Origin of the sequence: Streptomyces sp. NBC_00554 (assembly GCF_041431135.1) — a bacterium.
GTDB lineage: Bacteria > Actinomycetota > Actinomycetes > Streptomycetales > Streptomycetaceae > Streptomyces.
Genome location: NZ_CP107799.1, coordinates 5,137,965 through 5,155,428 on the forward strand (window position 1 = coordinate 5,137,965; position 17,464 = coordinate 5,155,428).

A 17,464-nucleotide genomic window follows, 5' to 3' on the forward strand; every position below is an offset into this window, starting at 1 on the left:
GGCCGCCCGGCACCGGATATCCGCACCGGCGATCCGACCCGCCCCTTCAAGTCGACTTTCCATGACAAATGGGACTAACTACGCTCAAGGCATGTCAGCAGACCTCGCCTCGCCCGAGCCCGCGCCCGAGCAGGGGCTGTCCGCCGAGCTGGCCGTGCGGGTGCCGCAGTTGCTGGAGGCTGTGCGGTCGGTCGGGGCCGGGCTGGAGCTGCACTCGACGCTGGTTCGGATCTGCGAGACGGCGGCCGAGCTGGCGGACGCGCGGTACGCGGCGATCGGGGTCGCAGCGGAGGACGGGGACGGGCTCGTGGACTTCGTGTTCTACGGGGTCGAGGAGGAGACCGCCGGACTCATCGGGCGGCTGCCCGACGGGCACAGGGGGCTGCTCGGTGCGCTCATCCACGACCCGGAGCCGGTGCGGCTCGCGAACCCGGCGGATGATCCGCGCTCGTGCGGTTTCCCGGAGCACCATCCGCAGATGGGGAGCTTCCTGGGGGTCCCGATCCGGGTGCAGGGCGAGATCTTCGGGAATCTGTACCTTGGCGAGAAGCGTGGCGGCGGACAGTTCAACGACTACGACCTGAACATGGTCCGCGTGCTGGCCACGGAGGCGGGCATCGCCATCGGCAACGCCCGTCTGTACGAGGCGGCCCAGCAGCGCGAGCGCTGGATCGACGGCTCGGTGGCCGTCACGACCGCACTCCTATCGGGCGGTGACGCCGAGGACGCCCTCCAGGTCGTCGCCGAACAGGCCCGCAGGCTCTCCGGTTCGGCTGCCGGGGTGGTGCTGCTGCCGGGCGCCGAGGGCGGTCTCGAGGTAGTCGCCGTCGCCTCGGAGCGCCCCGCGAAGACGCTGGGAATGGTCTTTCCGCCGGAGAACGAGGTCGTCGCCGAACTCCTCGACGGGGAGGCCGTGTTCGTCGAGGACGCGGCCACCGATCCGCGTATGGTCAGCGACTTCGCCCACGCGTACGGGCCGACGATGCTGCTTCCCCTGCAGAGCGACGGCCGTGTCCTCGGGAGCCTCGTCACGCCTCGCGCCAAGGGCGCCCGCCCGTTCACGGAGACGGAGCGGACGCTGGCCGCACAGTTCGCCGCGCAGGCCGCGCTCGCGCTGATGATGGCCGAGGCGCAGCGCGACCGGGAGCGGCTCGCGGTGTATGAGGACCGCGACCGGATCGCCCGTGACCTGCACGACCTCGTGATCCAACGGCTCTTCGCCACCGGGATGATGCTGGAGAGCGCCCAGCGGCGGTCCGTCGTGCCCGAGGTCCGGGAGGGTGTCGGCAAGGCGGTCGACGCACTCGACGTGACCATCCAGGAGATCCGCACCGCCATCTTCGCGCTCCAGCAGGACCCCACGGAAGCGCCGTCAGAACTGCGCACCCGGGTGCTGCGGGAGATCAACATGGCCGCCGTACCCATCGGCTTCAAGCCCGCCCACCGCTTCGTCGGACCCGTCGACACCGTGGTCGGGGAACTCACCGGCAAGAACCTCATCGCCGCCCTGCGCGAGGCCCTCTCCAACGCCTTCCGGCACGCCGGAGCCTCCCGTATCGATGTCGTCGTCGACGCGACCGTGACCCTGCCGGACGGGCGGCAGGGCGTACGGCTGACCGTCACCGACGACGGAGTCGGCATCCCCGACGGCGGCCGACGCAGCGGCCTGCGGAACCTCGAGCGGCGCGCCGAGTCCCTGGGCGGCGACAGCTGGTACGGGTCGGGGGCGGCGGACGGGGCGGACGGAGGCGGTACGACGGTGGTTTGGCAGGCGCCGTACTGACGGCGCTCGGCGCCTTTGCTGAGCACATTGCGGGGCTCGCCGAGCGCACGCCACGGCTTGGCCGAGTCGCACCGCCGCCTCCCCCAAGCACACTTCACGCCCCCTCGGGGCAACACGCCCAAGCCAGGCCCCTGTTCGGCCCAGTCGGCGGGGCCATCCGTGGAGCCCGTTCCCCCAGGCGTACGCCTTGAACAGGACCGGGGCCGCAGGTACGGGACACGATCGCTGTCATGCGCTCACCTCGCCGCCATCCCCTGCTCGTGCCGGCTCTGCTGTGCGCCGTCGCGGTTCTCGCGGCCCGGCCCACCGCGGCCGAGGGCGAGTCCGGGACCGAGCCCGGTATCAGCGCCCAGGTGGCGCGGCTGTACGAGGACGCCTCCGTGGCGGCGCGGCAGTACGAGGCGGGACAGCAGGAAGCGGAGGCGCAGCGAGCGAGGGCGCAGCGGGCCGAGGAACTGCTCGCGCGGGAACGGCAGGACATCGCGGTGCTGCACGAGGACCTCGGCCGGATCGCGCGCACCCAGTACCGCCAGGGCGGTGGCCTGCCGTACACCGCGCAGCTGCTCCTCGCGGACAGCCCCGAGGAGCTGATGCGAGGTCAGCGTGCCGTGTGGCAGGCGGATCTCGCAGTCAACAACGCCGTCAGCAAGAGCCGCCGGGCGGAGGCCAGACTCGCAAGCGACGAGGCGAAGGCACAGGCGGAGTGGCAGGCGCTGGAGCAGCGCAACGGTGAACTCGCCGAGATGAAGCGGACCATCCAGGCGAAGCTGGACGAGGCACGGTCGGTACTCCAGGGCCAGGCGGACGCCTCGGTCATGGCGGGCTCCTGCCGTGGAGCCGTCCGGCTCGACCAGCCGGAAACGGACGCCACGCGCGCGTGGGTCGCTCCGGTGGAGACGTACGAACTCTCCGCGAGTTTCGGCAGCGGCGGCGAGCGCTGGGCGAGCCGGCACACCGGGCAGGACTTCGCGGTGCCGATCGGCACGCCGGTGCGGTCGGTCGGGGCGGGCCGGGTGGTGAAGGTGTCGTGCGGTGGCGCCTTCGGCATCGAGATCCTGGTCCAGCACCCGGGCGGCTACTACACGCAGTACGCGCACCTCGCCGCCGTCACCGTCGACCAGGGGGAGCAGGTCGCGGCCGGACAGTGGATCGGGCAGTCGGGCACGACCGGCAACTCGACCGGGCCGCACCTCCACTTCGAGGTGCGGGTCACGCCGGAACTGGGTTCGGGGATCGACCCGGTGCCGTGGCTGGCTGAGCACGGGGTTCAGCTGTAGTTCCGAGGGAAGGGCGTGGTCGGCGGGAACTGCTACCCCGGCAGCTCGGCGATGATCTGCTCGATCACCACCGCAACCCCGTCCTCGTTGTTGGCGACCGTGCGCCCGGAGGCCGCGGCGATCACGGCGGGGTGGGCGTTGCCCATCGCGTAGGAGCGGCCCGCCCAGGTGAGCATCTCGACGTCGTTCGGCATGTCACCGAAGGCGATGACCTCCTCGTGGGAGATACCGCGCTCGGCGCAGCACAGCGCGAGCGTGCTCGCCTTGGAGACGCCCGGGCCGCTGATCTCCAGGAGGGCGCTGGGGCTGGAGCGGGTGACGCCGGCCCGGTCGCCGATGGCCAGGCGGGCGACGGTGAGAAAGTCGTCCGGGTCCATGTCGGGGTGGTACGCGAGCACCTTGAGCACCGGCTGATCGGCGTCGAGGGCGTCCTCGGCGAGGAGCTTCTCGGCGGGCGCGATGATCTCCGGGGGCTCCATGTGCATGGACGGGTACGCCGGTTCGAGGTGGAGTCCGTACGTGCGCTCAACGGCGACCACTGTGCCGGGGGCGGTGGCCCGGAGCAGCTGGATGACGTCGAGGGCGACATCGGGCGCAAGCTCGCGGATCTTGACGAAGCGGTGGGCGCCGGGGCCGCCGTGCAGGTCGACCACGGCGGCGCCGTTGCCGCAGATCGCCAGGCCGTGCCCGTGGACATGGTCGCTGACGACGTCCATCCAGCGGGCCGGGCGGCCGGTGACGAAGAAGACCTCGATGCCGGCCTGCTCGGCGGCGGCGAGGGCGGCGACCGTGCGCTCGGACACCGACTTGTCGTCGCGCAGCAGAGTGCCGTCGAGATCGGTGGCGATCAGCCGGGGCGGAACCATGGAGGCCGGGGTCTCGGGCCGTCGAGTCGCTGAGGTCACCCGGCCATTCTCCCGCATATGCGTGCACGGGCGGGCGGCGGGCCGCACATCTGAGTGATTACCGTCCTCACCAGTGCAGTTACGCCCCGCTTTCGCGGCGCCGGTCTCCACCTGCGGTCGGTCTTCGAAGGAACCTTGAGCCTCGGTCCGCGCCGACCTCGGACCGACCCCGCGCCGAGGGCGAATACCCCCGCGTGGCCCACTCGTTTCCCAGATTTAACGCACGACACCTTGGCGCGCCCTGTCTACGCGCGTAACTTGAGCCAACTCCCCACAGCAGCCACACCATGTGCCGCCCGCCGGTGGCGCGTTGACGTTCAAGACGTAGCAAGACGTACAAGGAGGCAGTCAGCGTGTCCAAAACGCCACGCAGCAGACCCCGTTGGAGCCGTGCCGCCTATCCCCTCATCTCGACGGGAGTGGCCGGGGCGTTCGTCCTGACGGCGATCCCCGCCGCCTTCGCGACGCCTTCCGCAACCTTGGTGGTCGCCGAGGTGTACGGCGGTGGGGGCAACTCGGGCGCGACGCTCACCAGGGACTTCATCGAACTCGGCAACGCCGGCTCGGCGTCGCAGGACCTGTCGGGCTACAGCGTGCAGTACCTGCCCGGTTCGCCGTCCGCGTCCTCCCAGTGGGGAGTGACCGCGCTCACCGGCTCGGTCGCCGCCGGAGGACGCTTCCTGATAGCCGAGGCGGCGGGCACCGGTGGGACGGTGGCGCTGCCCACCCCCGATGCGACCGGTACCACCGCGATGAGCGCGACCACCGGAACGATCGCCCTGGTCTCCGGCACCACGGCGCTCACCTGCAAGACCGCCGCGGACTGTGCGGCCGACACCCGGATCGTCGACCTGGTGGGCTACGGCAGCGCGGTCGTACGGGAGGGCAGCGGCCCGGCGGCCGGTGCGTCCAACACCGCCTCCGTCTCGCGGGCCGAGTCCCTGGCGGACACCGACGACAACGCCGCCGACCTCACCACGGGCGCGCCCTCCCCGTTCAACTCGGCCGGTGAGACGGCCGGTTCCGGCGACGGCGGCGGTGGCGGAGACGACGGCTCGACCGAGCCCGGCACGGTCCGGGTCCACGACATCCAGGGGACCACTCGGCTGTCCCCGCTCGCCGGGCAGACGGTCACCCGGGTACCGGGCATTGTCACCGGGGTGCGTACCTCCGGCTCGAAGGGCTACTGGCTCCAGGACCCGACGCCCGATGCCGACGCCCGCACCAGCGAGGGCGTCTTCGTCTACACCGGCTCGGCGACTCCGGCCGTGAAGGTCGGCGACAGCGTCCTGACCACCGGCAAGGTCAGCGAGTACTACCCCAGCAGCGGCAGCCAGTCGGTCACCGAGATCACAGGGCCCACCACCAAGGTGCTCTCCAGCGGCAACGCGCTGCCGGAGACCGTCACCCTGGACGCCACCACCGTTCCGGACGCCTACGCGCCCACCGCGGACGGCGGCAGCATCGAGGCCCTCGCCCTCGAACCGGCCGTGTACGCACTGGACTTCTACGAGTCCCTCGAGGGCATGCGGGTCGCGGCCACCGACACACGTGTGACCGGTGCGACGGACGAGTATGACGAGCTGTGGGTGACGGTCAAGCCCGAGGAGAACCCGACCTCGCGCGGCGGCACGCTCTACTCCTCGTACGACCAGCAGAACACCGGCCGTATCGAGGTGATGTCCATCGACGACACCGCCACGTTCCCGGTGGCGAACGTCGGTGACGTGCTCTCGGGCACCACGGCCGGCCCGCTCGACTACACCACCTACGGCGGCTACGCCCTCCAGGCCACCCAGCTCGGCACGCTCACCGTCAACGGGCTCAAGCCCGAGGTGACGCGCAAGCAGAAGAACAAGGAGCTCGCGGTCGCCACGTACAACGTGGAGAACCTGGACGCGCTCGACTCCCAGGAGAAGTTCGACCGGCTGGCCGCCGGTGTCGCGGTCAGTCTGAAGTCCCCGGACATCGTCGCCCTGGAGGAGATCCAGGACGACACCGGGGCCACGAACGACGCCACCGTCACCAGCGAGGCGACGCTGACCCGGTTCACCGACGCGATCGTCGCGGCGGGCGGCCCCCGGTACTCCTGGCGCTATGTCGCGCCCGAGAACAACCAGGACGGCGGCGAGCCCGGCGGCAACATTCGCCAGGTCTTCCTCTTCAACGCCAAGCGGGTCTCCTTCACCGACCGTGCGGGCGGCGACGCCACCACCGCGACCAGCGTCGTGAAGACCCGCAAGGGCGCGCAGCTCACCTACTCGCCGGGCCGGATCGACCCGGGCAACGACGCGTGGGCGAACAGCCGCAAGCCGCTGGTGGGCGAGTTCACCTTCCAGGGCGAGCAGGTCTTCGTGATCGCCAACCACTTCACGTCCAAGGGCGGCGACCAGTCGCTGCACAGCCGCTACCAGCCGCCCGCCCGCAGCTCGGAAACGCAGCGGAACGCCCAGGCCGCCGAGGTCAACACCTTCGTCAAGAGCCTGCTCGCCGCCGACAGGAGCGCCAAGGTCGTCGTGCTCGGCGACCTGAACGACTACGAGTTCTCGCAGACGGTGACCACGCTCACCGCCGGCCGGGTGCTCACGCCCCTGATCACGACGCTCCCCGCCGCCGAGCGCTACACCTACGTGTACGACGGCAATTCGCAGACCCTGGACCACATCCTGACCAGCCCGGCCGTCACCGCGTTCGACTACGACGTGGTGCACATCAACGCCGAGTTCAGCGACCAGGCGAGCGACCACGACCCGCAGATCGTCCGTATCGACATCAATAAGTGCGGGAAACGGTGATCTCTCTCCCGTACTGATCTTTCCGGTACTGGACTTCCCGTACAGGCCTCTCGCCGTGCCGCCCCGCCATCCGGGGGCGGCACGGCGAGAGCCGTTTCCGCCCCGCTGCGGTCCGGGGCGCCGACGGCATCGCCGTAGGCTCTGAGTCATGAGTCTGCGTCTGAGCACCGTGATCCTGCCGTACCGCCGCTGGAACGATGGCGGCCGTGCCCCATGGCAGCGCGCAGAGGAACTCGGCTTCCACACCGCCTACACCTACGACCACCTGTCCTGGCGGACCTTCCGCGACGGGCCCTGGTTCGGCGCCGTCCCGACCCTGACCGCCGCCGCGTCGGTGACTCAGCGGATGCGCTTGGGCACTCTCGTCACCTCGCCCAACTTCCGCCACCCGGTGACCCTCGCCAAGGACCTGATCTCCCTCGACGACATCTCGGACGGCCGGATCACCCTGGGCATCGGCGCGGGCGGCACCGGCTTCGACGCCACGGCGCTCGGCCAGGAGCCCTGGACCCCGCGCGAGCGCGCCGACCGTCTCGGCGAGTTCGTACCGCTGCTCGACCGCCTCCTCACCGAGGACTCCGTCTCGTACGGCGGCGACTTCTACTCGGCGCACGAGGCCCGCAACATCCCCGGCTGCGTCCAGCGACCCCGGCTGCCCTTCGCGGTGGCCGCCACCGGGCCGCGTGGCATGAGGCTCGCCGCCCGCTACGGGCAGGCGTGGGTGACGACCGGAGACCCGAAGCTGTACGAAACGGGCACGCCCGAAGAGTCCCGCAGGGCGATCCAGGACCAGGCGGACAAGCTCGGCAAGGCATGCGCCGACATCGGACGCGACGCCGACGCCATGGAGAAGATCCTGCTCACCGGCTTCACCCCGGACCGGCAGCGCCCGCTGGAGTCCGTCGACGCCTTCGTCGACTTCGCGGGCAGCCACGCCGCCCTGGGGATCACCGAGATCGTCCTCCACTGGCCCATCCCGGACTCGGACTTCGCAGCCGACGAAACGGTCTTCGAACGCATCGCCACCGAGGGGCTCGCTCAGCTGGGCTGACGAGCACAAGATTCATTGCGTGCCGCTCGGGGCCGGAGCGGGTGGTCAGCGTACGCGGCCGCTCAGCCAGGGGCTGAGGTGGATCATCAGTAGGTGTTCCTTGTACGTCCGGTCGCCGGGCAGCGGCACGATGAGCCGGTAGCCGGGCGGGAACCGGCGCGCCTTGACGTGTGCGAGGCCGCCGAAGAGGGAGCGCAGGAAGGCGGGCACGTCGTCGCGCGGGACGTCGGCGAATTCGACGCCCTCGACCGTGATCAGCGCGTCGTCCTCCGGATAGAGCCGCACGCTCACCCGGGGCAGTCCGCCGAACTCCGCGAAGGCCTCGTGCGGCAGTGATCCGTCCGGGTCGGCGGTCACGCCGACGCCCGCGGCGCTTCGGCGGGACGTCTGGTCGGCGCCTATGTCGTGGGTGACCTCGATCTCACGCGCGTATTCGGCGGCGATCGCCCGGAGCGCGGTGACGGCGGCCTCGGTGCTGGGGAGCTGCTCCATGGTCCCGATCATCCATCAAGGCGATGTCAGTGCGGGGCCGGGAACCGGATGTACTGCGGCGGTACGGCCCCGGTGAGCCACACCCCGTTCGCGCTGACGTGGAAGACATGGCCGTCGCGGTCCATGGCGGCGGCGTCCACGGAGAGCACGACGGGCCGGCCGCGGCGGGCGCCGACGCGGGTGGCGGTCTCGCGGTCGGGCGAGAGGTGCACGTCGTGCCGGTTCATGGGCTTGAGGCCCTCGGCGCGGATCGCGTCCAGGTTGCGGGCCACCGTCCCGTGGAAGAGGTACGCGGGCGGTGTCGCCACGGGCAGCGCGAGGTCGACCTCGACGGAGTGGCCCTGGCTGGCGCGGATCCGGGTGCCCTCGACCGCGAAGCGCCGCTTGTCGTTCGTGGCCACCACGTGATCGAGCTCCTCGCGCGTGAACCGGAAACCGTGCGCGGCCGCCGCTTCGATCAGCGTCCCGATCTCGACCCAGCCGCCCTCGCCGAGGGTCAGCCCGATCCGTTCGGGCTGGTGCCGCAGGTGCTTCGAGAGGTACTTCGACACCTTCACGGTGCGTCTTTCGTCCATCCCGCAAGGGTGCCTGGCGGGATGGAGATCACGCATTTGATTTTGGTCCTGAGGTTTGATCCACAGCCAAGTACGGTTATCCACAGGGGAATTGGCGATTCTGTGGACAACGCGCAAGTCATTTAGGGTAGTTCGTCAACTATGGGCTCTTTGTTGTGGTTTGTCGCGAGCTGGTCCAAGGTGCGCGCCTGCACCTCCCGTTCGGCCGCCGCGGTGATGAAGGCGGCGACCTGTCCGGCACCAACCAGCTTCTCCACGGCCCCTGTTGTAGCGGCCGGGAGTGCCACGAGATGTGTCTCGGGCATGGGCTGCGGCACCTTGTCCGCCCCGAGGTGCTGACGCAGGTGCCGGTTGGCGAACAGCCGCATGGCGCGGGCCAGTTCGGCGTCCACCGTCTGCTGCGCGAGCGGCCGCAGGCGTCGTACGAGTGAGGCCGCCTCGGTCGCTTCCGCATCCGTCGGAGGGTGCTCCCCCAAATAGCGGGCGAACACGTGCTCGGTCGTGAACTCCAGGAAACGGGAGGCGATGTGCTCGACCTGACCCCTCAACTCCCGCAGATGGCCTGAGATCGCGGACAGCGGAACCCCCGCCGCGTACAACTCGACTGCCACAGCGAGCTCTTGAGGGCTCGGAACCAGGAAGAGATTCGCGTCCCCCGGTACGGGCTCCAGCACGCCCAGTTCGATCGCGTCGGCGACCGCCGCGTCGTCAGGGCGACCGCCGAACCTCTCGTCCAGCTCGGCCCGTGTGATCCGTACGGCCTCCTCGTCGGTCCACGGCCCGTCGACCTCCGCGACCAGACCGAGGACCCCGCCCAGGCCCCGGCCCGCGTCCCAGGCCTCCAGGAGTTCCTTTATCGAGGCCAGCGTGTAGCCCCGGTCCAGGAGGTCGGCTATCTGCCGCAGCCGGGCCAGATGGGCGTCCGCGTACACGTTGGCGCGGCCGCGCCGCTCGGGGCGGGGGAGCAGACCGCGGTCCTGATAGGCGCGGATGGTCCGGACCGTGGCACCGCTGTGGTGCGCCAGGTCCTCTATCCGGTACGCGGGACCGGCCACCGGACCGACACGGGCCTCCGCACGGAGAGGGACCGCCGGACCAACACCTGCCGGACCGACACCCACCGCCCCTCCCGCCCCGTCCACCGACTCCTCGTTCACGATCCCGCCCTCCCCGCCTCGCTAAGCGATGGCCGCCCGCCCGATCGCCCCCGCCGCCGAACGCGCCGCTGGAGACTGCGCCAGATACTCCACCGCTCTGCGCAGCGAGCCCTCCTGCGACGGATGGTAGGACCGCCGCAGATAGCGGGGTACCGCCGCGCCGAGCGCCTTCCAGGAGGGCAACAGCCCCTTGCGTACGGCTCTGTTGTGGGCGGCGAGCGAATAACGCAGGCGTCCGGCGAGCTCGGGGTCGTGGCGTATGAGATAGGCGGCGCCCCATGCCCACAGGTAGAGCAGGACGGGCGCGGTGACCGCCATGCCGGCGACCCGGCGCGCATACCGGGGCAGGCCCTCGCCGCCGCAGTGCTGGTACATGTCGAAGGCGACCGCGCGGTGTTCGACCTCCTCCGCGCCGTGCCAGCGCAACAGGTCGAGCATGACCTCGTCGGCGTCGGCGAGATCCAGACCCTCGGCCGACAGGATCCAGTCGCCAAGGACCGCCGTGAACTGCTCGATCGCCGCGATCACCGACAGCCGGAAGCGCAGCCACTCCTGGGGCGGTATCGGCGCGCCCAGGGGCGGTTGCTCGCCCAGCAGTTTCTCGAAGAGGAAGTCGACGTACTTCGTGAAGTCCGCGGTGTCGAGCCGCTGCGCCGCCAGATGATCGAGGACGTACGCGTGCTGCACGCTGTGCGTCGCCTCCTGGCCCATGAACCCCTTGACGTCCCTGAAGAGTTCGGGGTCGTCGTCGACGAGCGCGAGTGCCTCCTTGAAGACCTTCACGAACCACCGCTCCCCCGCGGGCAGCAGCAGATGCAGCACGTTGATGACGTGGGTGGCGGTCGGCTCCTCCGGGATCCAGTGGAGCGGGGTCCTCTCCCAGTCGAAGGAGACCCGCCTCGGGGTGATGGCGTGCTGCTCGCTCACAGGGCTGGCTCCAATCGTGCGCTCACAGCGATGGCTCCAATCGTGCGCTCACAGCGGTGGCTCCACTCGTGCGATCGCGCGCAACATCCTCGGTGTGAAGCGGGACATGAGGTGGGCGCCGCGTGCCTCCGGGGTGACGGGCACGACCGCCTGGTTGCGGACGACGGCGCGCAGGATCGCGTCGGCCACCTTCTCCGGCGGGTAGTTGCGCAGCCCGTACAGCCGCGCCGACTTCTTCTGGCGCCGCTTCTCCTCGCCCGCGTCCACGCCGGCGAAGTGCGCGGTCGAGGTGATGTTGGTGTTGACGAAGCCGGGGCAGATCGCCGAGACACCGATGCCCTGCCCCGCGAGTTCCGCGCGCAGGCACTCGCTGAGCATCAGCACGGCCGCCTTGGACGTGCTGTAGGCGGGCAGCGCCTTCGAGGGCTGGTACGCCGCCGCCGAGGCGGTGTTGACGATGTGGCCGCCCTGCCCGCGCTCGGCCATCTGCTTCCCGAAGAGCCGGCAGCCGTGGATCACGCCCCACAGGTTGACGTCGAGGACCTTCTTCCAGTCCTCCGGAGTCGTGTCGAAGAAGGATCCCGAGAGCCCGATCCCGGCGTTGTTCACCAGCACGTCCACGACGCCGTACTCGGTGGCGACCTTCTCGGCGAGTTTCTCCATGGCCTGCTCGTCGGAGACGTCGACGGTTTCGGCCCAGGCTTCGGGGGAGCCGATCAGCCGGGACATCTCCGCGGTGCGGGCCGCGCCCTCCGCGTCACGGTCGACGGCCACCACGCGCGCGCCGGCCTCCGCGAACGCGAAGGCGGTGGCCCGCCCGATGCCACTGCCCGCGCCGGTGACCAGCACGAGCTGCCCGCCGAACCGGTCCGCGTACTTGCCGGTCGCCATGGTGTCGCCCACGGGAACCCCGTCCTCGTTGGCATGCACGAACTCGGTGATCCAGGCCGCCAGTTGATCGGGCCGGGTGCGCGGAACCCAGTGCTTGGCCGGGAGCGTACGGCGCACAAGACCCGGGGCCCACTGCTCCAGCTCGTCGTACAGGTGCTCGGAGAGGAACGCGTCCCCCAGGGGCGTGACGAGCTGCACGGGCGCGTGTGCGTACGCGTCAGTGCGCGGCCTGCTCAGCCGCGCCCGTACGTTGTCCCGGTACAGCCAGGCTCCGTGCGCCGCGTCCGAGGGCAGCGACGGGGTCGGGTAGCCGTCCGAGGGGACCTTCTCGACGCGCTGCAGGATCTTCGGCCACAGCTTGCCGAGGGGGCCGCGCCAGGCCAGCTCGGGCAGCACCGGCGTGTGCAGCAGGTACACGTACCAGGACTTGGCGCCCTGGCCGAGGAGCTGGCCGACCCTGCGCGGAGTGGGCCGCTTCACGCGCTGCTTGATCCAGTGCCCGAAGTGGTCGAGTGAGGGCCCGGACATCGAGGTGAAGGACGCGATGCGGCCCTCGGTGCGCGCGACGGTGACGAACTCCCACGACTGCACCGAACCCCAGTCGTGCCCCACCAGGTGTACGGGCCTGTCGGGGCTGACGGCGTCCACGACGGCCAGGAAGTCGTCCGTCAGCTTCTCCAGCGTGAACCCGCCCCGCAGCGGCCGCGGCGCCGAGGACCTGCCGTGCCCGCGGACGTCGTACAGCACGACGTGAAAGCGCTCGGAGAGCCGCCCGGCGACCTCGGCCCACACCTCCTTGGAGTCCGGATAGCCGTGCACGAGCACCACCGTGGGCCGCTCGGGATCGCCCAGCTCGGCGACGCACAGCTCGACTCCGCCCGTCCGCACCCGGCGCTCGCGCGCCCCCGTGAGACTCACTTGTCCTCCGCCCAGCGCCGCACGTGCGGCAGATCGTCGTCCAGCCAGAACGCGCTCGCCTCAGGGTCCTTGGAGTCGGTGACGACGAGGATCTCCTCGAACTTCGCGCCCGTACCCCGGAATCCGAGGTGCGGTTCGACCGCCCACAGCCCCGGCCGGGGCGGATGGTCGGAGAACCTGTACGGCGACCACAGCGGGGACCAGCCCTCGCGGTGCCCGCGCAGCGCGTCGCCCGCCAGCCCCTTCAGGGACTGGGTGCCGAACCCGAACAGGTGCGGTGACCAGGGGCGTTCCTTCACCCGGTCGACCTTGTGGGCGATCACTCCGAACGGATACGCGCGGTGTCGATTCGCATAGCCCTGGCGGACCATCAGCCGGTCCACGTCCTCGTAGATCTCGCGCAGCGGGCGGCGCTCGCGCACCTCGCGCAGGATCAGCTCGCGGTGCGCCTCCAGGTCGGCCATCAGCTTGTCCTGCACGGGGTTCAGCCCCAGGGAGCCCGAGTAACCGATGTCCGCCGTAAAGCCCTTGTAGACCGGGGCCATGTCGAGGATGAACGGCATCCCCGCCTTCAGACGGCGGTTGGTGGGGAAGAACTGCAGCGGGATACGGAAGTTGACGAACGCCGTGCGGTCCCCGAACCAGGCGAAGGGCAGATGGAACCAGTCCCGCACCCCGCGCTCGCGCAGCCACGCACGCTGCATGCGCGCCGCCTCGCGCTCGGTCACACCCGGCTTCAGCTGCGCCGCGACCGCCTCCGCGCACTCGTAGGCGAGACGCTGCACTTCCCGGAATCCCCGCAGCTCCGCGGAGAGTTCACTTGTCGCTGCACTGCTCATGCCACCGTCCGTCCACCACGATCGCCGTACGTGCCCGTAACTTGACACTGATGAATGTGACAATGGTTGGAGGCTGCGTCAATAGGCCTGCGCGACCCCTGTGGACAGCCGGGCTGATGTGCATAACCCATCGCCGGTTGTTCGACCTAAGGGGGGACCCTTACGGAGCCCCTACACCTGAAGAGGGACGCCGATACAGCTCCCAGGTCTGACGACCCACTGTGGCGTGCGCCACTACCTTCGAAACGTGACTGTGATCGCGACCGAAAGCCTGAGCAAGCGGTTCCCCAGGGTGACCGCTCTTGACCGGCTCTCCGTGGACGTCGGACCCGGTGTGACCGGACTCGTCGGAGCCAACGGAGCCGGCAAGTCCACATTGATCAAGATCCTGCTGGGTCTGTCCCCCGCCACCGAGGGCCGCGCGCAAGTGCTGGGCCTCGACGTGGCCACCGAAGGTGCCGCCATCCGCGAGCGGGTCGGGTACATGCCCGAGCACGACTGCCTGCCGCCCGACGTCTCGGCCACCGAGTTCGTCGTCCACATGGCGCGCATGTCCGGGCTCCCGCCGGCCGCGGCCCGCGAACGCACCGCGGACACGCTGCGCCACGTCGGCCTGTACGAGGAGCGGTACCGCCCCATCGGCGGCTACTCCACGGGCATGAAGCAGCGCGTCAAGCTCGCGCAGGCCCTCGTCCACGACCCGCAGCTGGTCTTCCTCGACGAGCCGACCAACGGCCTCGACCCGGTCGGCCGCGACGACATGCTCGGCCTCATCCGCCGTATCCACACCGACTTCGGCATCTCGGTGCTCGTCACCTCGCACCTCCTGGGCGAGCTGGAGCGCACCTGCGACCACGTCGTCGTCGTGGACGGCGGCAAGCTGCTGCGGTCCAGCTCCACCACGGACTTCACCCAGAAAACGACGACCCTCGCCATCGAGGTCACCGACACCGACGAGCACCCGGACGGCACCCGCGCGGTGCGCGAGGTGCTCCACGCGCGCGGGGTGGAGACCCACGACGGCAGCGGCCTGCCGGGCGCCGGGCACATCCTGCTGCTCACCGCCGAGGGCGAGGAGACCTACGACCTCGTCCGCGACGTCGTCGCCGACCTAGGCCTCGGCCTGGTCCGCATGGAGCAGCGCAGGCACCACATCGCCGAGGTGTTCCACACCGAGAGCGACCAGAACGGCGAGCGCGAGCAGCGGAAGGAGGCGGTCGGCCATGGCGGTTGAGCAGCCCCAGGTCCAGCCCACGGCCCGACCGGGCGAGCAGACCCGGATCCACAACATCGGCTACCGCAACTACGACGGCCCGCGCCTGGGCCGCGCGTACGCCCGCCGGTCGCTGTACTCGCAGTCGCTGCGCGGCAGTTACGGATTCGGCCGCTCGGTCAAGTCCAAGGTCCTGCCCATGCTGCTCTTCGTGGTGATGTGCGTCCCCGCGCTGATCATGGTGGCGGTCGCGGTCGCCACCAAGGCGAAGGACCTGCCCGTCGACTACACGCGCTACGCGATCATCATGCAGGCCGTCATCGGCCTCTACGTCGCTTCCCAGGGACCCCAGTCCGTCTCCCGCGACCTGCGCTTCAAGACCGTACCGCTGTACTTCTCGCGCCCCATCGAGACCGCCGACTACGTACGCGCCAAGTACGCGGCCCTGGCCTCCGCGCTGTTCGCGCTGACCGCCGCGCCGCTGATCGTGCTCTACGTAGGGGCGCTGCTCGCCAAGCTCGACTTCGCCGACCAGACGAAGGGACTCGCACAGGGACTGGTCTCCGTGGCACTGCTGTCGCTCCTCTTCGCCGGCATCGGCCTGGTCATCTCGGCGGTCACCCCGCGCCGCGGCTTCGGCATCGCGGCCGTCATCGCCGCGCTGACCATCTCCTACGGGGCGGTGTCCACGCTCCAGGCCATCGCCGACGCGCAGTCCAGCTCCAGCAGCATCCCCTGGCTCGGCCTCTTCTCACCCATCACGCTCATCGACGGCGTACAGACCGCCTTCCTCGGCGCGACCTCCTCCTTCCCCGGCGCGGCCGGCCCGAGCAACGGAGAGGGCGTCGTGTACGTCCTCGTCGTCCTGGGCCTCATCGCCGGCTGCTACGGCCTCCTGATGCGCCGCTACCGAAAGGTCGGACTGTGACCACGCTCACCATCGACCACGTCTCGCGCTGGTTCGGCAACGTGGTCGCCGTCAACGACATCACGATGACGGTCGGCCCCGGAGTCACCGGCCTGCTCGGCCCGAACGGCGCCGGGAAGTCCACCCTCATCAACATGATGGGCGGCTTCCTGGCCCCCTCCACGGGCACCGTCACCCTCGACGGAGAGCCGACCTGGCGCAACGAACAGATCTACAAGAAGATCGGCATCGTCCCCGAGCGCGAGGGGATGTACGACTTCCTCACCGGCCGCGAATTCGTCGTCGCCAACGCCGAGTTGCACGGACTCGGTGCGAAGGCCGCACAGCGGGCACTCGCCACGGTCGAGATGGAGTACGCGCAGGACCGCAAGATCTCGACGTACTCCAAGGGCATGCGGCAGCGCGTGAAGATGGCGAGCGCCCTCGTCCACGACCCGTCGCTGCTGCTGCTCGACGAGCCCTTCAACGGCATGGACCCGCGCCAGCGCATGCAGCTCATGGACCTGCTGCGGCGGATGGGCGACGAGGGCCGCACGGTGCTGTTCTCGTCCCACATCCTCGAAGAGGTCGAACAACTCGCCGCGCACATCGAGGTGGTGGTCGCAGGGCGGCACGCCGCGAGTGGCGACTTCCGGCGCATCCGCCGCCTGATGACCGACCGCCCGCACCGCTACCTCGTCCGCTCCAGCGACGACCGCGCCCTCGCGGCCGCCCTGATCGCCGACCCGTCGACCGCGGGCATCGAAGTCGACCTCGCCGAGGGTGCGTTGCGCATCCAGGCCGTCGACTTCGGCCGGTTCACCGCCCTGCTGCCCCGGGTCGCGAAGGACCACGGGATCCGGCTGCTCACGGTCTCGCCGTCCGACGAGTCCCTCGAATCCGTCTTCTCGTATCTCGTCGCGGCGTAGGAGGCCACAGATGTACGACCCCACAGTCGCCCGGCTCACCTACCGGGCCCTGCTCGGCCGTCGCCGGGCCCTCATCCTCGGCGCGCTGCCCGTCCTGCTGATCGTGATCGCCGTCGCGGTGCGCGGCCTCGCCGGGGCCGACGACCAGACGGCCGCGGACGTCCTCGGCGGGTTCGCGCTCGCCACGATGGTGCCGATCATCGGTGTCATCGCCGGTACGGGCGCCATCGGGCCCGAGATCGACGACGGCTCGGTGGTGTATCTGCTCGCCAAGCCGCTGAAGCGGCCGACGATCATCTTCACCAAGCTGATCGTCGCGATCGCCGTCACCATGGCGTTCTCGGCGGTGCCGACCTTCATCGCGGGCATGATCCTCAATGGCGACGGCCAGCAGGTCGCCGTCGCCTACACCGTGGCCGCCCTCGTCGCCTCGATCGCGTACGCCGCGATGTTCCTGCTCCTGGGGACGATCACCCGGCACGCGGTCGTCTTCGGGCTCGTCTACGCGCTCGTCTGGGAGGCCCTCTTCGGGTCCCTGGTGTCCGGCGCGCGCACGCTCAGCGTCCAGCAGTGGGCGCTCGCCGTGGGCCACAAGGTCACCGGCGGCGACCTCATCACCTCGGAGGTCGGACTCACGACCGCGACGGTGCTGCTGGTCGCGGTCACGGTGCTCGCCACCTGGTACGCCGGACAGCGGCTGCGGTCGCTGACGCTGGCCGGCGAGGAGTGAGAAGGGGCTCCACGCACGCGTGGAGCCCTCTTTTCTTGACAGAGGCTTCACGTCTGTCTGTGCACACTGGGCGGA

Annotated in this window: 15 protein-coding genes; 8 read left to right on the forward strand and 7 right to left on the reverse strand. The window is 70.2% G+C overall.

The genetic code is table 11. The features are described from left to right. The first annotated feature begins 91 nt into the window (after nt 1-91). Both OG266_RS22515 and OG266_RS22520 read left to right on the forward strand, forming a co-directional pair. A complete protein-coding gene (locus OG266_RS22515; RefSeq protein WP_371548050.1) occupies nt 92-1,783 on the forward strand; it encodes a GAF domain-containing protein in 1,692 nt (563 codons plus the stop codon). A 230-nt stretch (nt 1,784-2,013) separates the two neighbouring features. Further along, nucleotides 2,014-3,060: a peptidoglycan DD-metalloendopeptidase family protein gene (locus OG266_RS22520; protein WP_371548052.1), complete on the forward strand. Its 1,047-nt coding sequence runs from the start codon at nt 2,014-2,016 to the stop codon at nt 3,058-3,060. A 32-nt stretch (nt 3,061-3,092) separates the two neighbouring features. On the opposite strand, the gene OG266_RS22525 is transcribed toward OG266_RS22520, so the two are convergent. Next, a complete protein-coding gene (locus tag OG266_RS22525) occupies nt 3,093-3,983 on the reverse strand; it encodes a Cof-type HAD-IIB family hydrolase (RefSeq protein ID WP_266458573.1) in 891 nt (296 codons plus the stop codon). Between the two features lie 401 nt (nt 3,984-4,384). Between OG266_RS22525 and OG266_RS22530 the strand changes: the two genes are divergently transcribed. Both OG266_RS22530 and OG266_RS22535 read left to right on the forward strand, forming a co-directional pair. After that, nucleotides 4,385-6,760: an endonuclease/exonuclease/phosphatase family protein gene (locus tag OG266_RS22530; RefSeq protein WP_371552902.1), complete on the forward strand. Its 2,376-nt coding sequence runs from the start codon at nt 4,385-4,387 to the stop codon at nt 6,758-6,760. Nucleotides 6,761-6,908: 148 nt separating this feature from the next. Beyond that, a complete protein-coding gene (locus OG266_RS22535) occupies nt 6,909-7,811 on the forward strand; it encodes an LLM class flavin-dependent oxidoreductase (protein ID WP_329546667.1) in 903 nt (300 codons plus the stop codon). A 45-nt stretch (nt 7,812-7,856) separates the two neighbouring features. Here OG266_RS22535 and OG266_RS22540 read toward each other — a convergent pair whose 3' ends face one another. The 6 genes from OG266_RS22540 to OG266_RS22565 all read right to left on the reverse strand — a co-directional run bounded on the left by OG266_RS22540 (nt 7,857) and on the right by OG266_RS22565 (nt 13,610). Next, entirely contained in the window at nt 7,857-8,315 is a 459-nt protein-coding gene (locus tag OG266_RS22540) for a hypothetical protein (protein ID WP_371548054.1), read from the reverse strand. Between the two features lie 14 nt (nt 8,316-8,329). Beyond that, nucleotides 8,330-8,878, reverse strand: coding sequence for an RNA 2'-phosphotransferase (locus OG266_RS22545; protein WP_326721985.1), 549 nt, complete (start codon nt 8,876-8,878; stop codon nt 8,330-8,332). Between the two features lie 122 nt (nt 8,879-9,000). Next, the gene (locus tag OG266_RS22550) at nt 9,001-9,933 is read right to left on the reverse strand and encodes a MerR family transcriptional regulator (RefSeq protein WP_371552904.1); all 933 of its coding nucleotides are present in this window, start codon (nt 9,931-9,933) and stop codon (nt 9,001-9,003) included. 123 nt (nt 9,934-10,056) lie between these two features. Continuing rightward, complete coding sequence (locus tag OG266_RS22555) at nt 10,057-10,962, reverse strand: metal-dependent hydrolase (protein ID WP_371548056.1); 906 nt, start codon at nt 10,960-10,962, stop codon at nt 10,057-10,059. A gap of 48 nt (nt 10,963-11,010) precedes the next feature. Next, the gene (locus OG266_RS22560) at nt 11,011-12,771 is read right to left on the reverse strand and encodes an SDR family oxidoreductase (protein WP_371548057.1); all 1,761 of its coding nucleotides are present in this window, start codon (nt 12,769-12,771) and stop codon (nt 11,011-11,013) included. Next, nucleotides 12,768-13,610, reverse strand: a complete 843-nt coding sequence (locus tag OG266_RS22565) for a M24 family metallopeptidase (RefSeq protein ID WP_371548058.1) — start codon at nt 13,608-13,610, stop codon at nt 12,768-12,770. Before OG266_RS22565 ends, OG266_RS22560 begins: the two co-directional genes overlap by 4 nt. A gap of 253 nt (nt 13,611-13,863) precedes the next feature. Between OG266_RS22565 and OG266_RS22570 the strand changes: the two genes are divergently transcribed. Genes OG266_RS22570 through OG266_RS22585 form a run of 4 tightly spaced genes read left to right on the forward strand, consistent with a single transcriptional unit; the run spans nt 13,864 to nt 17,389 of the window. After that, nucleotides 13,864-14,844: an ABC transporter ATP-binding protein gene (locus tag OG266_RS22570; protein WP_371552906.1), complete on the forward strand. Its 981-nt coding sequence runs from the start codon at nt 13,864-13,866 to the stop codon at nt 14,842-14,844. Next, entirely contained in the window at nt 14,834-15,751 is a 918-nt protein-coding gene (locus tag OG266_RS22575) for an ABC transporter permease (RefSeq protein ID WP_266458591.1), read from the forward strand. The genes OG266_RS22570 and OG266_RS22575 overlap by 11 nt, the downstream gene beginning before the upstream one ends. Beyond that, a complete protein-coding gene (locus OG266_RS22580) occupies nt 15,748-16,659 on the forward strand; it encodes an ABC transporter ATP-binding protein (protein ID WP_326721990.1) in 912 nt (303 codons plus the stop codon). Before OG266_RS22575 ends, OG266_RS22580 begins: the two co-directional genes overlap by 4 nt. Before the next feature lie 10 nt (nt 16,660-16,669). Continuing rightward, complete coding sequence (locus OG266_RS22585) at nt 16,670-17,389, forward strand: ABC transporter permease (protein WP_371548060.1); 720 nt, start codon at nt 16,670-16,672, stop codon at nt 17,387-17,389. The last annotated feature ends 75 nt before the right edge of the window (nt 17,390-17,464 follow it).